Consider the following 19,576-nt stretch of genomic DNA (forward strand, 5'->3'; position numbering starts at 1 on the left):
TTAAGTGTTTGAGTTTGTGAAATATTTGTTTTTGTTTTTAGTGGAAATTGCCATTGTTGTCATTGTATAACTGCGTAGACTGAACTGAATTTTTGTCTGCTAATGAGGGAAACAATGATAAAAAGTAAGCTAAAGGGATTCGCGGTTTTGACCTTCGCCTGTTTAGGCGTGACCGCTTGCGGTGGTTCTGATAATGACAAGGATGAGGATACCTCTAAAACTGATACTTATGTGCAATTCTATAATGCGACAGTGGGGAGCACTGCTACCGCGCTGAAGATTGGCGATAAAACCTATGAAAGCGTGAGCTACGCAGATGCGATGCCACGATTTACATCTACCCCCGGTGTGAGTGAGGTAGAGGTGATGGGTAAGGATGCGGCAAATAAAGATATTTCACTCTACAAAGAGAATATTGATTTAAAAACGGCAACCGACCATTTCTTTGTATTGCATGGGGATTTTGCCTCGCCAGCCCTTTTGAATATCAATTACTCGCGTACCGAGCTCGATAAACAAAATGCCGAAGCGGACAAGAGCAAGATGCAATTATTGATTGCACACACTGCGACTGATGCACCTGCCTACGATGCCTATATTGCCAAAGCGGATAAAGGCTTTGCCGATGCAGTGATGCTAGGCAGCGTCTCCTATGGTGAGGTTTCAACACCACAGATTTTAGATACGGGCGACTATAAAATTTATCTGACTGCGGCGGGTACGACCAATATCAGTTACACCACGGCAAGCATTAACTTTAAAACCAAGGTGCCTTATAAGTTGATTTTAAGGGAAAGCTTTGGCGCTTCAGCCGCTAAAATCAGTTTAGACAGCGTCGACTCAACCACCAATGTGCGTAACCATGTCGCCCTCGAAAGCAGTGTAGATTTTAGGGTATTCAATGGCTTGGCTACACATAATGTTGATGTAAAAGTAGTGAGTAGTAAGCAAGAAGCGCTATTTAGCAATGTGGCCCCCTTCGGCGTAACAGCTTACCAAGGCGCCGAGTTTAATGACTTTGGTGTGAGCGTACTTGACCATACAAGCCAAGCTAAATTACTCGACAATGTGCTGATCACCCTTAATCAAGATGATATTAAAACCATCTTCATTTACGAGCAGGCGACAGAGCAGGGCAGCCAAGTGAAGGCGATGGAGATGAAGCAAACTCAGACTCCAAGTCCCTATAGCTTTAAGTTTGACATCGTGAGTTTTGCCGATAAAAGTAATCTCACTGTATATTTCTTAAAAGCAAATGACACGATTGAAACTGCGGTAAATAAAATCACTGCGGTCAACCCAGCTAGCCCTCAGTCAGTGACTGTACCTGCAGGCGAATATTCTATTAAAGTCATCGCAGTCGAAAACGGCACTAAAACCGTTGTCTATGCCTCCGATTTAATGGATTTCAGCAATGAAGATAATGTCACTATGGTGCTGAATAAAGATGCTGCCACTAGCTTTGGTTATAACTTGATTAAGCTCTAACCGTTAAGGTGAGTGAACTTAGTTAATACAAGAGCGCTACTTAGGTAGCGCTTTTTATTGATTGTGGCAGTGGGGTTAATGTAGGCTAATCGGCAAAATTAAGCTGAGTGGTGGTTGTGTGGATAACGCGAGCAGCATAGGAAAAGGAGTTCACTGTGATTAGCAAAGGATTTAAAGACGGCCATTTCCAAATTGGTGAAGGCAGTATTAGCGGCACCATAGCGTGCATGTTAGCCATATTATCGTTTTTAGGTGTATTGGCGTTTCATTTCCCTGAATACCTGACTACCCCCGAATTACGCCAAAGTTATAACGTCGATATTATTCGCAGTTTGATATTTGTCGCCTTAGTGGTGTCGGGCAGCTTAGGTTTATTAAATTTTATTCGAAATAAAAATAAACGATTTGGCTTTGTCGCTTGGGTATTTGTGAGCTTGGCGATTGCCTTTGGTGGTCATCAAGTCGAGGTCGAGCCTTTTGCCAATCATAAGGTCTCACTGGGGTTAGATTGGTTTATTTTAGACTTATTAGGTTCAACCTTAATTTTTATTTTTATCGAAAAATGGCTACCCCATAAACCTGAACAGCCAATATTGAGACCCGAATGGCAAGGGGATTTAAATCATTTTTTGGTGAATCATTTAGCGATTGGATTTGTATTATTGGTGACGAATCAATTTGTGCAGTCGACCTTTTCTTGGGCTATTTCCAGCACAGTGCAAAGCTTTATCGCAGGTCTGCCCTTTGTGTTGCAACTGCTGTTGATTCTATTGGTCGCCGATTTAATGCAATATGCGGCGCATCGCGCTTACCATGAGATCCCATTCCTGTGGCGTTTCCATTCGGTACACCATAGCGCCAAGCATTTAGATTGGTTGGCGGGATCAAGGCAACATATGTTTGAGTTGATCGCCACCCGTTGTCTAGTACTTACGCCGATTTTTATCTTGGGATTTTCCAAAGATATCATCAGTATTTATGTCATTATCGTTGGCGTACAGGCGGTATTTAACCATGCCAATGTCCAAGTTAACTTCGGTTGGCTACGTTACTTAATCGTCAGCCCGCAGTTCCACCATTGGCACCATGCTTCCGATAAGGCGGCTATAGATCGTAACTATGCCGCCCATTTTTCATTTTTAGATTACCTCTTTGGAACCGCAGTTCGAGGTCAGAAAGAGTGGCCAGAGCAATATGGTGTCGTCGGTGATTACATGCCCGTTGGCATGTTTAAGCAGCAATTATATCCCCTCGGTTTAGCGAAGAAGGACACAAAATAACGGCGCTGCATTTGGAGTGGTTCGTTTTGGAGTGGTTTGTTTTGGAATGATTATCTGGAAGTCAATGTGAGGTCAACTGAGTAGCAATGTTTAAGTGATGGTTAACTCTGACACTGGGACAGCAAAAAGCCCAACACAGCGTTTTTAATTGGCGCTTTGTTGGGCTTTTTTGCAGTTAATATCGCAAGTGTTATTCGCTGATTTTCAGCTCTTGGCCTGGCTTAATAATGCTCTTGCTATTGAGCTGGTTCCACTTCATTAAATCAGCCAGTTTGACCTTATTCTTACGGGCGATTTTATCCAGCGAATCGCCGGATTTTACCTTGTAGGTTTTGGCTTTTGCCGTTGGCATATCGGCCGATTTTGAGCTGGTGGTTTTAGTGCCGTTGGCATTTGTTTTGGTCGATGACTTGGCTTTGCTATCGGACTTAGTGTTGGCTTTAGCGGGTTCTGGCTCATTATCATTGGCTGCCATTGGCGTTAAGAGTGTGAGCTCTTGGCCGATTTTGAGGCGATCAGAGGTCAGGTTATTAGCCTGTTTTAATGCCTTGACTGATGTATCAAACTTAGCCGCGATTGTGCCTAGGCTGTCGCCGGACTTAACGATATAGCTTTGGCTGTCATAGCGTTTTTGGGCGTAGAGTTTGTCGTGATTTTCTTGATATTGGCCTATGTTTTCCAGCGGTAAGGCGATCTGATATTTGCCTTTGCTCGGGATCACGCCTTGGCGAAAGCCCGGGTTATAGGTTTTAAATTCTGCCTTGCTCAGCCCTGCCGCATTGGCGATTTGGCCGATATCCACGCCATTGGGCGCAGGGACTCTATCTAAGAAAGGGCGGTTCGCAATCGGTCGCACTTTTAGATTGTAATGATTGGGTGCGCGAATAATTTGAATAAAGGCCAGCCACTTAGGCACAGTTTGTACGCGTTTGGCCGGAATGCCCAGCGACCAAAAGTCCGTTGGTTTACCCTTGGCTTTATTCTTGTTGATGGCGGCTTTAATCACCAATTCACCGGTATTGTAGGCGGCGACGGCGTTGATCCAGTCTTTGTCTAAGGTGTCGTACAAATGCTGTAGATAGTCGAGCACGGCATCGGTTGAGGCCAGTGCATCTTTGCGACCGTCGTAGGCTGAGTTAACCGTTAAGCCAAAATTACGCCCAGTGGCGGGGATCATCTGCCACAGTCCAGCTGGGCCGTTTGCCTGTGCCAGTGGATTGTAACCACTTTCGACTATGGGTAATAACGCCAATTCTAATGGCATGTTACGGGCTTCGAGCTGGCTGACGATGTAATACAAAAAGGGTTCGGCGCGTTCGCCGACTTGGTTCATAAATTTCTGTTTATCATCGAAAAAGTTACGCTGTTTGCGCACTTCGGCATCGTCATGTACGTCAATGGTGTTGGCGTGTTGGATCTTTTCCCAAACGTCGCTGTACTGCTCAACCACAGCGGGTGGCGTGTGCTGCTGGTGTTGTGGCGAGTGCTCGTTAGCGTTACTCACATCATTTGCTGGGGCATTGAATTCTGTGGTTGATGGGCTTGCCGACGTGCTCGCGCAACCGCTCAATTGGGCCACGAACATGGCCAGCATTAGCACTGTAAAAGAGTGCGTTTGGCGAAAATGTTTCCGCATGATTGTCCTGTGATGAGTTAACTGGGCATTCCATATTGGTGCACATGCTAATCTGTTTTCGCGTTTCTGGATAGCTCCCCACGGTTTCCCCCTATTTACAGCGCCCGCTTAACGTCCGTTTAGCGCCGATCGCGCCGCCCTTTGGCTGTATATCTTGCGTTTAGCTTTAACCATTAATGCGCTACCATAGCGGCGATTTTTCATTGACTTGGGTAGCAAAGTGCAGACGTTAGCGCAGTTAAGAGCAGGGCAGTTACAAGGGATCACGCGTTTACAATTGGTCGAGGAGTTAACCGAGTTTCCGCGGGAGATTTTTGACTTAGCCGATAGCCTCGAAATCCTCGATTTGTCAAATAATCAACTGAGTACTCTGCCCGAGGACTTGCACCGTTTATCGCGTTTAAGGATCCTCTTTGCTTCTAATAACCGCTTCGAATACTTACCCGAGGCATTAGGGCGCTGTGCGAATTTAGAGATGATTGGCTTTAAGGCGAATCAAATCCGCACTGTGACTGCCGCTGCGTTACCGCCACAAACCCGCTGGCTTATCCTTACCGATAACCACATCGAGACCTTGCCTGCGGCTATGGGCGATTTACCTCGTCTGCAAAAATTAGCACTAGCGGGCAACCGGTTAACGGCTTTGCCCGAGTCGATGGCCAATTGCCGTAACTTAGAATTAGTGCGTCTATCGGCCAATCAACTGCAAGCGTTGCCAGCTTGGCTACTGGGTTTGCCTAAGTTGACTTGGCTCGCTTTTGCGGGTAATCCGTTCAGCCATACCTTGGTCGATCCCCATGCCGATGTGGCCACAGTGGCAAACGTGACTCTGCATGATATCAAGTTGGCAGAAAAACTGGGCGAAGGCGCCTCTGGGGTGATTTACCGTGGTGATTGGTTGAATCAGGCCATGGTCGCCGCGACGGGGTCATCACAGATTGCGGTAAAACTCTTTAAAGGGGAGGTGACCAGCGATGGTTATCCCGCCGACGAGTTAGATTGCTGCCTCACAACGGGAGATCACCCGAGCCTTATCAAGGTGGTGGCGCACATCAGCCAGAAAGACCAATTGGGCTTAGTGATGGAGCTCATCCCGCCCGGGTTTAGCAATTTAGGTTTACCGCCAAGTTTGGCAACCTGCACCCGTGATACCTTTCATGCTGATACCCAGTTCAGCCTTGATGACGTGACTAAGATTACACTCCAATTGGCCGATGCGATGGCGCACATGCACGCTAAGCAAGTGAGCCATGGCGATGTCTACGCCCATAACATTATGGTTAATCAACAGATAAACCTGTTGTTTGGTGATTTTGGTGCGGCATCCAATTTACGCAATCTGTCTACAGTAGAGCGCTTGGCAATGGAAGCGATTGAAGTGCGCGCGCTGGGCTGCTTGATTGAAGATTTGTTGGCCTATGTGGATGCATCAGCCTATGTGAGTGCCTCGATTGGCCCTGAACACTATAGAAAGTTGAGTGCGATTAAGGATGAGTGCATGCAGTTAGATGTGACTCAGCGCCCCTGTTTTGCAGAGGTGAAAAAGGCCATCGAAGCCCTGTTAAAAGGCAAATAGTGGCTTGCTAACAGGCTGATTTTACATCTGTTTCTAGTTTGTTGTGGTTTGTGTGATTTTGTGTGATTTAAGTTTTGTCGATTAGGTTTTTCGTTAACTCATTGTTTTGTTTGAATGTGTAACAGTATTTTTACTGGCACTGACAGGGATTATGCCTATAGGCTGTATACCCAAATAACCTCAAATTGCTGAATAAGCACTTTGGAGGACTGGGTATTAGTCTTGGGTTCAATCCGGTTTGCTGTTGTCGGATAGGATGTCCGTTGAATAGTAAGAACAATAGGTTTGCATACTATGTTTATACAAACGATGTTTACACAAAGAGTGACAAAACGAGCACGCAGTGCATGCGATATTTCATTTAAAAGCCAGCCCCACAATCTTCCAAAGGCGCCCTTAATCGCGCCTTTGACGTTTCTACTGGCGAGTCTTTTCACCTTAACCCCTATAGCTGTATCAGCGGCGGATAAGATCGACGTTATCCCTGTGACGGTTGAGGCCATTCAAGAAACTGCCTTTGCCGATGTGGTCAACGAAGTCGGTAAAATTAACGCCATCGACTCGGCGATCCTCAACTTTAATGCCAGTGAAAAAATCAGTGCTATCCATTTTAGTAACGGCGACAAAGTGACGAAGGGTCAAGTGATTGCCGAGCAAGATAACACTAAGGCCAAGGCAGATTTAGACAAGGCCAAAAGCACCTTAGCACTGGCAAAAACAAAGCTTGAACGGATTGAAGACCTGTTAATCAAAGAGCCATTTGCACTCTCCAAGCAAGATGTGGATGAACTGCGGGAAAATGTGAATCTGGCTGATGCCGATTTTCGTCAGAAACAAGCAACCATGAACGACTACTTGATCAAAGCCCCCTTCGACGGTCAGCTAACAAGCTTTAGCCAGTCCATCGGCAGCCAAATTGGCGCAGGTACCGCCTTAGTCACCCTCTATAGTTTAAATCCGGTCGAAGTCCGTTATGCCATTAGCCAGAAGGATTTAGGTAAGGCACAAAAAGGCCAGAAGGTGAATGTCACCGTTGAAGCCTATGGTAATAAGGTGTTCAATGGGTTAGTTAACTATGTGGCCCCTGCGGTGGATGAAAGTTCAGGACGAGTTGAGGTACACGCCGCCCTCGATAACCCTGAGTTCAAACTGGCGCCCGGTATGTTCGCCAATATTAAGCAATTCTACAGCAATGATATTAAACACTTATTAGTGCCGCAAAATTCAATTATCGCCAATAATGACGAACGCTTTGTCTGGTTAGTGCGGGGCGATAGCGCCGTAAAACAAGTGGTTAAACTCGCGCAAAACACTAATGATGGCTATGCGGTTGTAACCGAAGGTTTAGCCGAAGGCGATCTCGTGGTTAAAACGGGTATGCAAAACCTCAAGGCCGATAGCAAGATCAAAGTCATTCAGGACAAAAGCGCGGCAGATAAAGCCACTGTCTCCAGTGCTAACTCTGGTGCGGCCGTAGCGCTAAGCGCTGAGCCCAGCACTGAGGGGGCCGAATAATGCGTTTACCCGAAGTCTGTATTCGCCATCCTATCTTCGCCTCCGTACTTAGCATTATGGCTGTGTTACTGGGCTTGATTGCCTTTCAAAAACTCGATATCCAATATTTTCCTGAGCACACCACCCACTCGGCATCTGTGAATGCATCGATTGCAGGGGCGAGCGCCGATTTTATGTCGAGCAATGTGGCCGATAAGTTAATTGCGGCGGCTTCGGGCATAGACAAGGTCGATACTATGTCGACCGACTGTAGTGAAGGTCGCTGCTCGTTAACCATTAAATTCAATGACGATACCAGCGATATCGAATACACCAACTTAATGAATAAGTTGCGTAGCAGCGTCGAAGGGATTAACGATTTCCCCCAGAGCATGATAGATAAGCCGACCGTCACCGATGATACCTCGGCTACCGATGCTGCCAGTAATATCATTACCTTTGTGAACGCGGGTGGCATGGAAAAGCAGGCCATGTACGACTACATTAGCCAGCAGCTAGTGCCGCAGCTCAAACAAGTGCAAGGCGTTGGCGCCGTGTGGGGCCCCTATGGCGGCTCACAAAAGGCGGTTAGAGTCTGGCTCAACCCCGAGCAGATGAAGGCGCTCAACATTAAAGCCGCCGATGTGGTGGGCACCTTAGGTTCTTACAATGCCAGCTTCACCTCGGGGGCGATTAAAGGTAAGTCACGGGATTTCTCGATTAACCCTTTGAATCAAGTTGAAACGCTCGAAGATGTGAAGGACTTAGTGATCAAGGTCAGCGAGGGCAAGATCATCCGTGTGGCCGATGTCGCCGATGTGGTGATGGGCGAAGAAAGCCTGTCGCCGAGTCTGTTGTCCATTGGCGGACATAGTGCCATGTCGCTGCAAATTTTACCTTTGAGTAATGCTAATCCTGTGACTGTGGCCTCGAACATTAAGGCCGAAATTGCGCGCATGCAGCAGCATTTGCCCCAAGGGTTAGAAATGACCTTGGCCTACAATCAGGCCGATTTTATCGAGGCTTCCATCGACGAAGGTTTTTCCGCGCTGATTGAGGCGGTGATCTTAGTCTCCTTAATTGTGGTGTTATTTTTAGGTAGCCTGCGGGCGGCGTCGATCCCGATCATTACCATTCCCGTGTGTGTTATTGGGGTGTTTGCCGTGATGTCGGCGCTGGGTTTTAGCATCAATGTGCTCACTATTCTGGCGATAATCTTGGCTATCGGTCTGGTGGTGGACGACGCTATTGTGGTGGTGGAAAACTGCTATCGCCATATCGAAAACGGTGAAACCCCTTTTAACGCGGCGATTAAAGGCTGTCAGGAAATCATTTTCCCTATCATTGCCATGACCTTAACGCTCGCGGCCGTGTATTTGCCGATAGGACTCATGTCGGGCTTAACCGCCGATCTATTTCGGCAATTCTCCTTCACCTTGGCCGCTGCCGTGATGATCTCTGGTGTGGTGGCGTTGACTTTGTCGCCTATGATGAGCGCCTATCTTATCAATACCACTGAGCAGCAGCCTAAATGGTTTAGGCGAGTCGAGCATGCGCTGCAGCAGTTAAATGATTTGTATATCAAAGAGCTGGATAAGTGGTTCGGTCGTAAGCGTTTAATGCTCGGCGCGGCAGTGGTGCTTGTCGGTCTTGCGGGCATAGCCTACTGGCAGCTGCCGAAAATACTTTTACCCGCGGAAGATTCTGGTTTTATTGATGTGGCGTCCAATGGCCCAACGGGTGTGGGTCGCCAGTATCATCTGAACCATAATGCTGAGCTTAATGACGTGATGGATGAGCATCCCGCCGTTGGAGCGAACTTGTCTTACATCGAGGGCGAGCCAGTAAACCATGTACTGCTTAAACCTTGGGGTGAGCGCAGCGAGGGCATAGATGAGGTGATCAGTGACTTGATGACTAAATCAAAGGAAAGCGTTTCTGCCTATAACATGTCCTTTAGCATTCGCTCGGCGGATAACCTCAGTATTGCCAATAATCTGCGCTTAGAGTTAACGACCTTAGATCGCAATAAGGATGAGCTGAACAACACCGCCGCCAAAGTGCAAAAGTTACTCGAGGATTATCCAGGGCTGAACAACGTCGGTAACTCAGTGCTGAGGGATCAGCTGCGCTACGATCTGTCTATCGATCGCAACGCCATTATCCTCTCTGGCGTCAGCTATGGCGATGTGACGAATGCGCTTTCTACCTTCCTTGGCTCAGTCAAGGCGGCGGACTTACATGCCACCGATGGCTTTACCTATCCCATTCAAGTGCAAGTAAACTTAGATAAGCTCAGTGATTTCAAAGTATTGAATAAGCTGTACGTCACCTCAGAATCGGGGCAAGCATTGCCGTTATCGCAGTTTGTGTCGATTAAGCAGACCACGGCAGAGTCGAACATTAAGACATTTATGGGCCTTGATAGCGCCGAGCTGACGGCAGATATTATGCCCGGTTATTCCACCAATGAAATTAAAGCCTATTTAGACGAGCAACTGCCAACGCTGCTCAATGACGCCCAAGGCTTTAAATACAATGGGGTAGTGAAAGATTTAATGGATTCGCAGGCGGGGACTCAGTCGTTATTTTTGCTGGCACTGGTGTTTATCTATTTGATTTTGGCCGCGCAGTTTGAAAGCTTCGTCGATCCCTTAATTATCTTACTGACTGTGCCCCTGTGTATTGTTGGCGCGCTGCTGACCTTAGCTTTGTTTGGCCAGAGCGTGAATATCTACTCGCAGATAGGGTTATTAACCTTAGTGGGACTCGTGACTAAACACGGCATCTTACTGGTGGAGTTTGCCAATAAGCAACAGGACCAAGGCTTGAGTGCTATTGAGGCGGCGCTCAGCAGTGCTAAATCGCGCTTAAGGCCGATTTTAATGACCTCTTTAACCATGATTTTAAGTGCCATTCCCTTAGCGCTGGCTTCTGGGCCTGGTTCATTAGGGTTAGCCAACATAGGCTTAGTCTTAGTCGGTGGCCTATTGGCGGGGACCTTCTTCTCGTTATTTGTGGTGCCTGTGGCCTATGTCGCTATGGCCGAACTCAAAGCTAAGGATGTGCTTGCTGGCCTGCGCAGTGCTAAAGTTTAGTCGCAGGTTGGTTGGGGTTGATCGAGCCTAGATCCACTGCATGGGTTCAACTTGCCCATAAATACGTTATGATTTAAGCCAATAGCTAAGCGCGTTGGCTTATTTTTTTGATAACTTAATGATCTTTTGTATTTAAGCGAGTGTTTTAGTGCGAGTGGATTTGCCTCATCAGCGATGGAGAGCTGGCATTATGAGTTTGTTACAGTGCTTTCACAGGACGCCCCTGTATTTGGCTTGTTCGGCTGGGCTGATGTTTGCCTCTCCGGTCATGGCCTCTTTTTGGGAGTCCTTGTTTCGCAGTGAGTTGCCAGTCGATCAAGTGACGGCGCCGGCGGACAGCCAGCGTTTCGAATTTGTCGGTGTGTTGCCCGCCAATACGCAATTAGAACTGGTCGGTTATTACACCTCATCGATTTGTACCCGCAAGGAAATCCGTTTTCCCAGTGGCGATCTTGCTAATCCCTACCGCGCGACACTCGAAGAAACCTCAGTGCTAAGACAAGTCATCAGTAGCGGCAGTGAAGCGAGTGAGTTTTCGCTGCCCTTAGCCTTAAATGGTGGCGGTGATTGTCAGTGGCATCTCGAGGATTTAATGCTCGATGTGACGATACTGCCGAACCACCCGCTGTGGCAGAGAGCTAAAACGCTGCAACGGGATTACCTTGCCAAGTTGCAGGGCACTTCGGTAGATGTGGCTCAGCTTGCCAGCCAAACGGCGTTGCCGACTCAAGTGTCATCCCACGATGATTTTTATTTAAGTCATGAGCTTAATATCGATCCTATTCATGCAGGCAGCGAGGCAGATAACTCACTGCTGGCGACCACGCCGTTATCGTTAGCGCCAGTTTACTATCCGGTTTTTATTCATTATCCAGAGGAAGACAAGCCCTTCGAGGCACGGCTTAAGAGTAGCCTGCAGCGCACTTCTAGCCTGTGGGCCAGCCCGTATACTCAAGCGGTTCGGCGTGGCGATGAGGCGGTGATGCGGGTGAACTTTAATCCACAGATTGCCGAGCATTACGAGGTCGATGTCTGGTATCAGCCCGATACGGTTGAGGTGAAGTATCCCGACGGCACTCAATATGCTTATGCCAACAGTGAAGTAAAACTGTATGCCTATGGCAAACCTGAATCACAAATCAAGACCTTAGCTCAAAGTGCCAAGGCCGAAGATAAGCGCTTATTGGCGCGTATCTATGAGTTGGGCCACGTCTTACCTAAGGACGAGGCTAAGGCACAAGAGTATTACCGTGAAGCCGCAGAGGCGGGCGATATTGAAGCCTTGCACTGGATGCTAGATCAAGCCGGTTACGCGGGGCGAATTGATGAAAAAACCTATTGGCTCGGGCGCGCCGCGAGTTTTGGTGACAAAGAGGCAAAGCTTGAGTTAATCCATTTGCCTTTATCTGCCATCGAACGTGGCCTCGTTAATACGGGTGAGGATAAGGTCAGAGAAACGCAAGCGTGGCAGCAGTTAAATCAATTAGTTGACCAAGGATTGCCAGAGGCAAGCAGCCTTATGGCTTTCTATCAACTGTTACCCTATTCACCGTATTTTGATGCTAACGCAGCGCTGGAAAATTATCGTCTGAGTGTAAAGGCTAAGCCTGAACTGGCCCATGCGGCGGCCAGCGATTACTACTATTTGGCGGATAATTTTGCTGCGGGTGAGGAATTTTGGCAGATTGCCGCCGAGCGGGATCTCTATGCCGCAGCCGAATTTGCCAATATCTTGTTATCGGAAACCCATCGGGATGCGGTTAATGCGCGCTACTGGTTAGCAAGAGTGACGACGCTGGGTGCCAAGCAAGGTTTGCAGGAGGATATTTTAGGCAATGCATACTTCCAACTCGCAACCTTATTAGATAAAGGCGAGGGCGGCGCGGTCGATGCGAAAACAGCGTTAACGCTTTATCAGCAGAGCCTTGAAATTGCAGAGCGATTTTCAAATGACTATGAAGCAAAGGCCAAGGACAGAGTGCAAGTGCTTGAAGAGATGCGCTTATAACTTCATGTTTATATAAAAGAGTATTCGTTAGCATTTAGCCAATAAAAATCCCTGCCATGGCAGGGATTTTGCTATTTATTCAGCTGCTTGATTTAAGCCTCTAGTGTTAAGTGGCTAGAGTTAAATAAGCAGATTTAAACGTTCTGGCTTAAACAACGACAGCCAACTAGCGTAAATCAACCTGCAGTGCGACACCCGAACTCTGGGGTTCACTCTGCACTGTGATGTAATACCAACCCAGGCTTGGTGCATCGACTGTGATACTTTCTTGAGTGTTAGCAGGCGTGACAGACGCTGCATCGAAGTGTTGAGCATTGGCCCACGTTGTCCCCGAAAACAGGCTCACATCACCACTGCCATGGGCCGAGTTGATGCTTAACTGACTCGTACCTTCTGGCACCCAAAGATAGTAATCGCTGCGGCCATCGGCGGTGCAGATGGCTTTGCCTGAACTCAGCTCACCATGACTCAAGGGCGATTGCGTTTTGCAGGCATTAGCGATTAGAGCTGGCGTAGGCGTGTTGCTCGCGCCTGTATTGAGGGTGAGTGTGACGCCGCTAAACTCAGTGGCAGTATCTACTGTGATATAACGCCAGCCGCGATTGGCACTAAAACTTAGCGACTCTTGATTACCCACTTGAGTGCTCTTGGCATCGGCATTTTCGGCGTCGGCCCACTGACTGGCATTGAAGTAGAGATTGGCATCCCCAGCGCCGCCCTTAGTGGTGACGGTGAACTGAGTATTATCTTCCTCAACCCAGAAGTAGAAGCTGTTGCGTCCACCACTGATACACTCGTTTTTGCCCAGTGTGAGCTGGCCATAGTCTAAGGTTACTGCACCGCAATTTGCTGGTGGCTCAGGATCCACGCCGCCATCTCCCAGATCGGGATCAACATCAGCGAACAGCTCAGTGGTGCTAACTTGCATATCAACGCCGCCAAAATCTCCCGACAAGGTAATGTAATGCCAATATTCGTCAGGGTTTAACTGCACTTTAATGACTTGATAGTTACCGTTGCCGATCCCCGCGCCTTGGTTTTGCTCTGGGCTTGCCCAACCTTTAGAATTGAAATAAATGTCGGCATCACCCCAACCGCCGCCAATCTTGATCCAAAGATCTTGGGCCGAGCGATCGGTATTAGTGAAGCTGAAACTGGCGCGGCCGAGTTTAGAATCAATACATTCCATCGGCACATCGATTTTCAGGCTGGCCGATTCAGTGTAACGGTAGGCTTCGTTCGTCACTTGGCAAGGCGAGTAATCCTTACTGATAGTGCCCGCAGGTCCTGTCCAGTTACCTTCTCGGCCACTGGGCTCAGCATCGACATCACTTGGGCCTTTATCGACAATGCCATCGTCAGCCGTGCTCAAGCCGCTGGCGAGCCAACCTTGCCACTCGTTGTCGTAACGTGTACCGATACCATCCATAAAGGTTTGATATTCAGCGTATTGGTCGTTACGTAGGTAGGCGAGAATCTGTCTTACATCGTCCCTGTGATGCTCAAACATAAAGCGCACCGCCAGATAACCCCAACGGTAGATACGGTCTTGGCCCGATTCATAGTTGTTTTTGAATATGGTCGACAACATAAACTCACCGGTTTCGCCCATGGCAATGGCCGCGGTATTGGCGTCACGGTAAGAAATATATTCCGCTAGGCCTTCAATCCACCAAATAGTATTGGCCGAAGTGCCGCGACTAAAGTCACCAAACAGGTTATAGCGCCCGTCGAGGTAGTGCACATATTCGTGTTGCAGGTTCCAGACATGGAAATCCGGCGTGCGCCATTCGGCTTCATAGGCGATAAAACGCGCCTGATTTTTGAGTCCGGCGGGCGAGCCTTCAAGGTACATGCCGCCGTTGTCGGTATTGATGCCAAAGATACTGTTGGCTAAGGATTTATACTCAGACGAGCTGCCAAATATCACTAGCTCTAAATCATCGTTGTTATCTTGCCCTACAGGTTGCATGCCCGTTTCAAGTTTGCTGTGGAAATAGCTTTCTTGGCTGGTCAGCACATCACAGGCCCACTTGGCTTGATCTTGATAGAGATCTTGGGCGCGGATCTTGAGACTGTCGGAGCATTTCCAGTTGAACGGTAGGGTATCGGCCTCTAGCTGCGCCTTAAAGCCACAGATATTGTAATCGTTACAATGGCTGCGATCGTAATAGTCGGCCATTTCTGCCGCCGCGTACCAAAGCACTTTGCTCGGTTCGCTTTTACTGGTGCTGCTGAGGATGTTTTTAACTAGCTGAGTCACTCGCGGGCGCATGGCATCAATATAATACAGTCTAGATAACTCTTTGACTGAGTTGACTAACAGATACTCTGCATTGGTGCCTAACAAGTCACGATGTTCGAGTTGGAAGTTATTCAGCGCATCTAAAATGCCTTGGTCACGAGCGAATAGCGCCTGCATGTCCTCATTCCACTGGGCGCGGAATAAGGTGGTAAACACTGAGTTGGCTGCGGCGTTCATGGCGAAACTGGCTTGCCAGTTAGCATCGTAGTCGGTTAGCACTTTAATGGTGACATGATTAAAATCGGCGCCGAGCTCGGCTGAGTCAATCAGGATTAAGGCTTCTTTCAACACGCCAGCATTAGCATCGGAGACTGTCCAAATCGCAGCGTTGGCAAATAAAGCGTTGAGGGCCGATTTTAAGCTGGCCTTAGCGGCGCTGCTGTAAGCGGGTACATCATTTGGGCTGTAAAACTGCACATAGAGGGCAGCGCGGACAAAATAAATATGCGATTCAAGATGCTGAACATCGACCCCAGTGTAGTCCTTGGCTTTAGTAGCAATGGCGTTGGCGACACTGATCACATTGGCCTCGCTAAATAGCGCGGTGGCGCTACTGCCTTTGAGGCTATAGAGCTTACCGACGCATTCGGGTGTCGATTGGCTCAATTGATCCACTAGGGCTTGGCCCGATTTACCGACAAAGTCACTGCAGTCATTGCTCTGCAGTGCGGCGCTGCGACTCTGTAACTTAAGTGGCGGTTGCTCAGATACTTCGCGCTTCTTGCGTGAATGCATCTTAGGCGGTTCTGTCGCTGTCAGTTCTGTAAGCGTCGGCTCATTCGGGGATGCCATCAATGGCGTCTCCCGCAGTAGCGGTCTATGGGATTCTATTTGGCTAATGGGCGCCGAGGGTGGTCGTGGTGCCAGTTGCGCTTGTGGATTGCCGGATGTGTTGCTGCCTAATGGGTGACTCGTATGAGTGTCATGGGCGAGAGCGGGAGTCGCAAAAGCTAAGCTAATAGCTGCGAAGAGCAGTGTGTTTTTCATTGTGTATCCGTAGTTATCTAGTCTGCAAAGCAGATCTTCCTTGGGCGTTATTTGATGCGTGGAACCTAAGCTTGCATCAAACCTCATTGGATTATTTGCGTGATAACAATAGCGCGACAAACATCGCAGCTAGCAAATAATGCGTCTAAATGATGGCTGTAAGTTTTTAATATATCTAGTATTTACCTCAATATTTACTCGATACATCTTTTTTGTTCAGCTTAGGTTCAGCTTTTGCTAAATGGGTTTGCACCGGAAGCTGAGTCTGTTGGACTCCAGACCTTATAAAGACTTGATTGAATACCTTGTGGAATAAGAGTGGCTATTTGGCTTGAATTTGCGCTAGCTTAGCCGCATTAAGGTTAGATGCACTTTCCGCTGTAAGCACTCGAACCGCTAAGCCATCTGCGATGAGGTCGATGCCATTCCAAAGGAGCTTTTATGTCAGCTTTACCAAGCGAATACACCCATATCTATGTTGAGCAACCCGGTGCCCCCGAGGTGATGCAATTATCGCGCTCGCCTCTGCCTATCCCCGCCGCTGGTCAAGTGTTGATCCGCGTACATGCAGCTGGAGTGAATGGCCCCGATGTCAAACAAAGGGTGGGCGCGTATCCACCGCCACCGGGTGCATCACTTATTATTGGGCTTGAAGTCGCGGGGGATATTTGCGCCCTAGGTGAAGGCGTGAGCCAATGGCAAATCGGCGACAAGGTTTGCGCCTTAGTACCGGGCGGGGGTTATGGCGAGTATGCGCTCACCTATGCCGCCCACTGTTTGCCTATCCCAACGGGCTTTAGTTATGTGCAGGCCGCTGCGCTGTCAGAAACCTTCTTCACCGTATGGGGCAACCTGTTTATGCGTGCGGGACTGAAAGCGGGCGAGACGGTACTGATCCATGGCGGCTCGGGCGGTATTGGTAGTACGGCCATTCAACTCGCCAGCGCTTTAGGTTCAACAGTGATAGCGACGACTGGGCAAGATGAGAAGCGCGATTATTGCTTGAGCCTTGGGGCGGCTGAAGTCATCAACTATCGCACCCACAACTTTGTTGAGCCCGTCATGGCGCTCACCCAAGATAAGGGGGTAAACGTGGTCTTTGATATCGCGGGTGGCGATTTTATTAACCTCGATTTACAAGCCTTGGCGATGGACGGTCGTATGGTGTCGGTGGCGATGCAGCGCGGGCCTAAGGCTGAAGTCGAGATTTTCCGCTTGATGGCAAAACGCATTATGTGGACAGGGTCGACCTTAAGACCGCAAAGCGTGGAGGCAAAAGCCGCGATTGCCGCCGAATTATTTGAGAAAGTCTGGCCACTGTTAAACGCCCATAAAATTGTGCCGAATATTTTTGCGACCTTTCCATTAGGCGAAGCCGCGAAAGCCCATGCACTGATGGAGTCGGGTGAGCACAGGGGCAAGGTGGTATTGACTGTTATTTAGATTAGGCACCTTGGCTTGGCTGCGATGCATCGTTTAGGTCGCTGCCATTCGATGCCAGTCTGCGATCTTTCTGACAAAAGTGTGGCTGAGTAACGCAGTGGTAAATAGCCGTTTGCGCGACTGTCGTTAAATCGTCATGGTTAAACCTGATGCTTAACCTTGCAGTAACCTCGAACGGCAACTTCGAATCGCAAAGTTTAAGCCCATCGAACATAGTCGATATGATTTTTTTATTGGGAATAAAACTTGCCGCGTCGATTTTTTAGACTAAAGTCGTTAATGATTAAACTTTTTGGGTACTTTGGCAGAAATTAATACGTAATTAGTGAAAATTTCATGGTATGAGGCATTGATTATCGGAAATATTCTGTAAAAATACCCAGTTGAAAACGTCAGAGACTTTCCGGCGCTATTCGTGGATCAAAGCAAGCGATGCTTCGCTTATTCAGGCTAAAAAACTCATAGTGTATGTGTTGATTTAAGGGTATTAGCATATATGTATAACACAGCAAAGAAACAGGTTTGGTATGGTGAGCTGAGAACATCGAAAGGCAACGCGATTGTCGTCCATGACAACCAGCTGCCCGATGCCTCCCCAGGACGTATCTACCTATACAATACCGATCGCGATGCGATCATTGAGTATGTGGAAGATATAGTCAAAGTGAACCTATACGACTTAGATGAGGCTGCGTTAAAAGCTGCTGAGGCTAAGTTTAGTGGTGCATGGAAGGCGGCTAGAGCTCAATTCATGAGTAAGCATCAAGCTCGTATTGACCTAAACAACGTGAAGGAAACTGCGCCTGTACGTAAGGCAAAGCCTGAAGTTGAACCAGAAGTGGAATCCGATGCCGTAGGCGTGGATTTTGACGATGATTGGGGCGATGATTTTGATGATTAACACAGTGTCGGCTTAAGGGCTAACACTGTGAGTGTAAGGAATAAAATAGGGCTTATTTTATTCCTTATCGCTTTATTTCCTTCCGCGAAACCGAGTGTTAACCTCAATTCATCGCTATTTTATCGCGACTCGATTTACCCGCTAATATACCGCTAATTTATAGCTAATGTTACGCATCGGCATCGAACTGATATCGGCTGATGTGGTGATAAACCTTGCCAGGTACTAACCAAACATCATCACCAAAGCGCTCGCCTTGATTCGGTGAGTCTGGCAGCATCTGCGGCTCTAAACACACGCCATGATGTTGATTTAATACCTGTTGATTGCGACCTACAGTGCCATCTAAAAAGTTAGCGCAGTAGAGCTGCACGCTCGGTTGATTGGTATAAACCGTCATAGCGCGACCACTCACTGGACTGCTTAAACAGCCAAAGCGGGCGAGTGAACCGTCGGGGTCATTCATCATATAACAGTGATCATAACCGCGCGTACTTGCGAGTTCTGCGGCATGCAGTTTGTCGCCTAAGCGTATCGGCTGACTCAAGTCGAAAATCGATCCTGCAGTCTCGGCAATCCCGGTGGGAACACTGACATCATTCATGGTGAGATAACGCTTGGCATCGATTTGCATCAAATGCTCGTGATTGGTCTCTGAACCATCGAGGTTGAAATAACTGTGCTGGGTTAAGCTCACGGGACAGGCTTTATCCACCGAGGCTAAGATCTCCACATAGAGATTATTGCCTGCGAGGCGGTAATCCAGTTGAACCGTGCAATTACCGGGGAAACCCATGTCGCCGTCTGGACTCATTAAGGTCAAGCGCACACCATCGGGCAGTTGGCCTAAGTGCCAGTTTTTACGGTTAAATCCTTCACGGCCGCCGTGTAAACAGTTAGTCGCTTGGTTGACATCAAGTTGATAATCTTGGCCTTGATAGTGCATTTTGCCGTTAGCGATACGATTTGCAAAACGGCCAGCAATGGCGCCTAAGTGAGCCGATTGGGTCAGGTAGTCTTCGGCGCTGTCGCAACCAAGGACGATATTGGCACGTTCGCCGTGTTTATCTGGGGTCCACAGAGCGCGGATAATTCCGCCTAAGCTGATGACTTCTAATGCGAGTATGCCATTGTCGATCCGAACCCGTTCGATTTCGCCGCCACGGGGATCGGTCCAAGGATCCAAAACACTGAAACGTACCATTTAGCTTCCCTCTGTGTTGAATATGCTCACTGCTTAATTGTGTTAAATGAGTATGTTAACCCTATTATTTGCCATCAACACTATAAAGTTCAGCGATGAATTCGTATGGTATCGACGGCGTTGTCACTGTATTGGTTTTCTTTGTTTTAAGCGCGT

General features: G+C 48.2%; 11 protein-coding genes. 8 read left to right on the top strand and 3 right to left on the bottom strand.

Annotated features, from left to right (window positions below; translation table 11 throughout):
* The first annotated feature begins 114 nt into the window (after window positions 1–114).
* On the top strand, window positions 115–1,488 hold the full coding sequence (locus tag Q4Q46_RS11885; protein ID WP_242326198.1) for a DUF4397 domain-containing protein: 1,374 nt from the start codon (window positions 115–117) through the stop codon (window positions 1,486–1,488).
* A gap of 158 nt (window positions 1,489–1,646) precedes the next feature.
* The gene (locus tag Q4Q46_RS11890; protein WP_106651750.1) at window positions 1,647–2,768 is read left to right on the top strand and encodes a sterol desaturase family protein; all 1,122 of its coding nucleotides are present in this window, start codon (window positions 1,647–1,649) and stop codon (window positions 2,766–2,768) included.
* 190 nt (window positions 2,769–2,958) lie between these two features.
* Here Q4Q46_RS11890 and Q4Q46_RS11895 read toward each other — a convergent pair whose 3' ends face one another.
* Window positions 2,959–4,404: a LysM peptidoglycan-binding domain-containing protein gene (locus tag Q4Q46_RS11895; RefSeq protein WP_311906030.1), complete on the bottom strand. Its 1,446-nt coding sequence runs from the start codon at window positions 4,402–4,404 to the stop codon at window positions 2,959–2,961.
* A 220-nt stretch (window positions 4,405–4,624) separates the two neighbouring features.
* On the opposite strand from Q4Q46_RS11895, the gene Q4Q46_RS11900 reads away from it, so the two are divergent.
* From Q4Q46_RS11900 to Q4Q46_RS11915, 4 genes are all read left to right on the top strand, one after another.
* The gene (locus Q4Q46_RS11900) at window positions 4,625–5,980 is read left to right on the top strand and encodes a leucine-rich repeat-containing protein kinase family protein (protein WP_311906031.1); all 1,356 of its coding nucleotides are present in this window, start codon (window positions 4,625–4,627) and stop codon (window positions 5,978–5,980) included.
* A 294-nt stretch (window positions 5,981–6,274) separates the two neighbouring features.
* Entirely contained in the window at window positions 6,275–7,495 is a 1,221-nt protein-coding gene (locus tag Q4Q46_RS11905) for an efflux RND transporter periplasmic adaptor subunit (RefSeq protein ID WP_311900681.1), read from the top strand.
* Complete coding sequence (locus Q4Q46_RS11910; protein ID WP_311906032.1) at window positions 7,495–10,572, top strand: efflux RND transporter permease subunit; 3,078 nt, start codon at window positions 7,495–7,497, stop codon at window positions 10,570–10,572. The genes Q4Q46_RS11905 and Q4Q46_RS11910 overlap by 1 nt, the downstream gene beginning before the upstream one ends.
* A 190-nt stretch (window positions 10,573–10,762) precedes the next feature.
* Window positions 10,763–12,580, top strand: coding sequence for an SEL1-like repeat protein (locus tag Q4Q46_RS11915; protein WP_311906033.1), 1,818 nt, complete (start codon window positions 10,763–10,765; stop codon window positions 12,578–12,580).
* 166 nt (window positions 12,581–12,746) lie between these two features.
* Here the strand turns inward: Q4Q46_RS11915 and Q4Q46_RS11920 are convergent, their stop codons facing one another.
* Complete coding sequence (locus tag Q4Q46_RS11920; protein ID WP_311906034.1) at window positions 12,747–15,872, bottom strand: M9 family metallopeptidase; 3,126 nt, start codon at window positions 15,870–15,872, stop codon at window positions 12,747–12,749.
* 441 nt (window positions 15,873–16,313) lie between these two features.
* Between Q4Q46_RS11920 and Q4Q46_RS11925 the strand changes: the two genes are divergently transcribed.
* Window positions 16,314–17,315, top strand: a complete 1,002-nt coding sequence (locus Q4Q46_RS11925; RefSeq protein WP_311906035.1) for an NAD(P)H-quinone oxidoreductase — start codon at window positions 16,314–16,316, stop codon at window positions 17,313–17,315.
* A 496-nt stretch (window positions 17,316–17,811) separates the two neighbouring features.
* Window positions 17,812–18,216 (top strand): hypothetical protein, encoded by a 405-nt coding sequence (locus Q4Q46_RS11930; RefSeq protein ID WP_220591940.1) that lies wholly within the window; start codon window positions 17,812–17,814, stop codon window positions 18,214–18,216.
* A 169-nt stretch (window positions 18,217–18,385) separates the two neighbouring features.
* Here Q4Q46_RS11930 and Q4Q46_RS11935 read toward each other — a convergent pair whose 3' ends face one another.
* Complete coding sequence (locus Q4Q46_RS11935) at window positions 18,386–19,420, bottom strand: aldose epimerase family protein (RefSeq protein WP_006083131.1); 1,035 nt, start codon at window positions 19,418–19,420, stop codon at window positions 18,386–18,388.
* Window positions 19,421–19,576: the final 156 nt, after the last annotated feature.

Origin of the sequence: Shewanella vaxholmensis (assembly GCF_031932135.1) — a bacterium.
Lineage (GTDB): Bacteria > Pseudomonadota > Gammaproteobacteria > Enterobacterales > Shewanellaceae > Shewanella > Shewanella hafniensis.

What these genes read in the sequence shown, in the direction of transcription:
- Q4Q46_RS11915 (WP_311906033.1), top strand. Translation starts at nt 10,763, where the DNA reads ATGAGTTTGTTACAGTGCTTTCACAGGACGCCCCTGTATTTGGCTTGT.
- Q4Q46_RS11935 (WP_006083131.1), bottom strand. Translation starts at nt 19,420, where the DNA reads ATGGTACGTTTCAGTGTTTTGGATCCTTGGACCGATCCCCGTGGCGGC.
- Q4Q46_RS11905 (WP_311900681.1), top strand. Translation starts at nt 6,275, where the DNA reads ATGTTTATACAAACGATGTTTACACAAAGAGTGACAAAACGAGCACGC.
- Q4Q46_RS11895 (WP_311906030.1), bottom strand. Translation starts at nt 4,404, where the DNA reads ATGCGGAAACATTTTCGCCAAACGCACTCTTTTACAGTGCTAATGCTG.
- Q4Q46_RS11885 (WP_242326198.1), top strand. Translation starts at nt 115, where the DNA reads ATGATAAAAAGTAAGCTAAAGGGATTCGCGGTTTTGACCTTCGCCTGT.
- Q4Q46_RS11910 (WP_311906032.1), top strand. Translation starts at nt 7,495, where the DNA reads ATGCGTTTACCCGAAGTCTGTATTCGCCATCCTATCTTCGCCTCCGTA.
- Q4Q46_RS11925 (WP_311906035.1), top strand. Translation starts at nt 16,314, where the DNA reads ATGTCAGCTTTACCAAGCGAATACACCCATATCTATGTTGAGCAACCC.
- Q4Q46_RS11920 (WP_311906034.1), bottom strand. Translation starts at nt 15,872, where the DNA reads ATGAAAAACACACTGCTCTTCGCAGCTATTAGCTTAGCTTTTGCGACT.
- Q4Q46_RS11930 (WP_220591940.1), top strand. Translation starts at nt 17,812, where the DNA reads ATGTATAACACAGCAAAGAAACAGGTTTGGTATGGTGAGCTGAGAACA.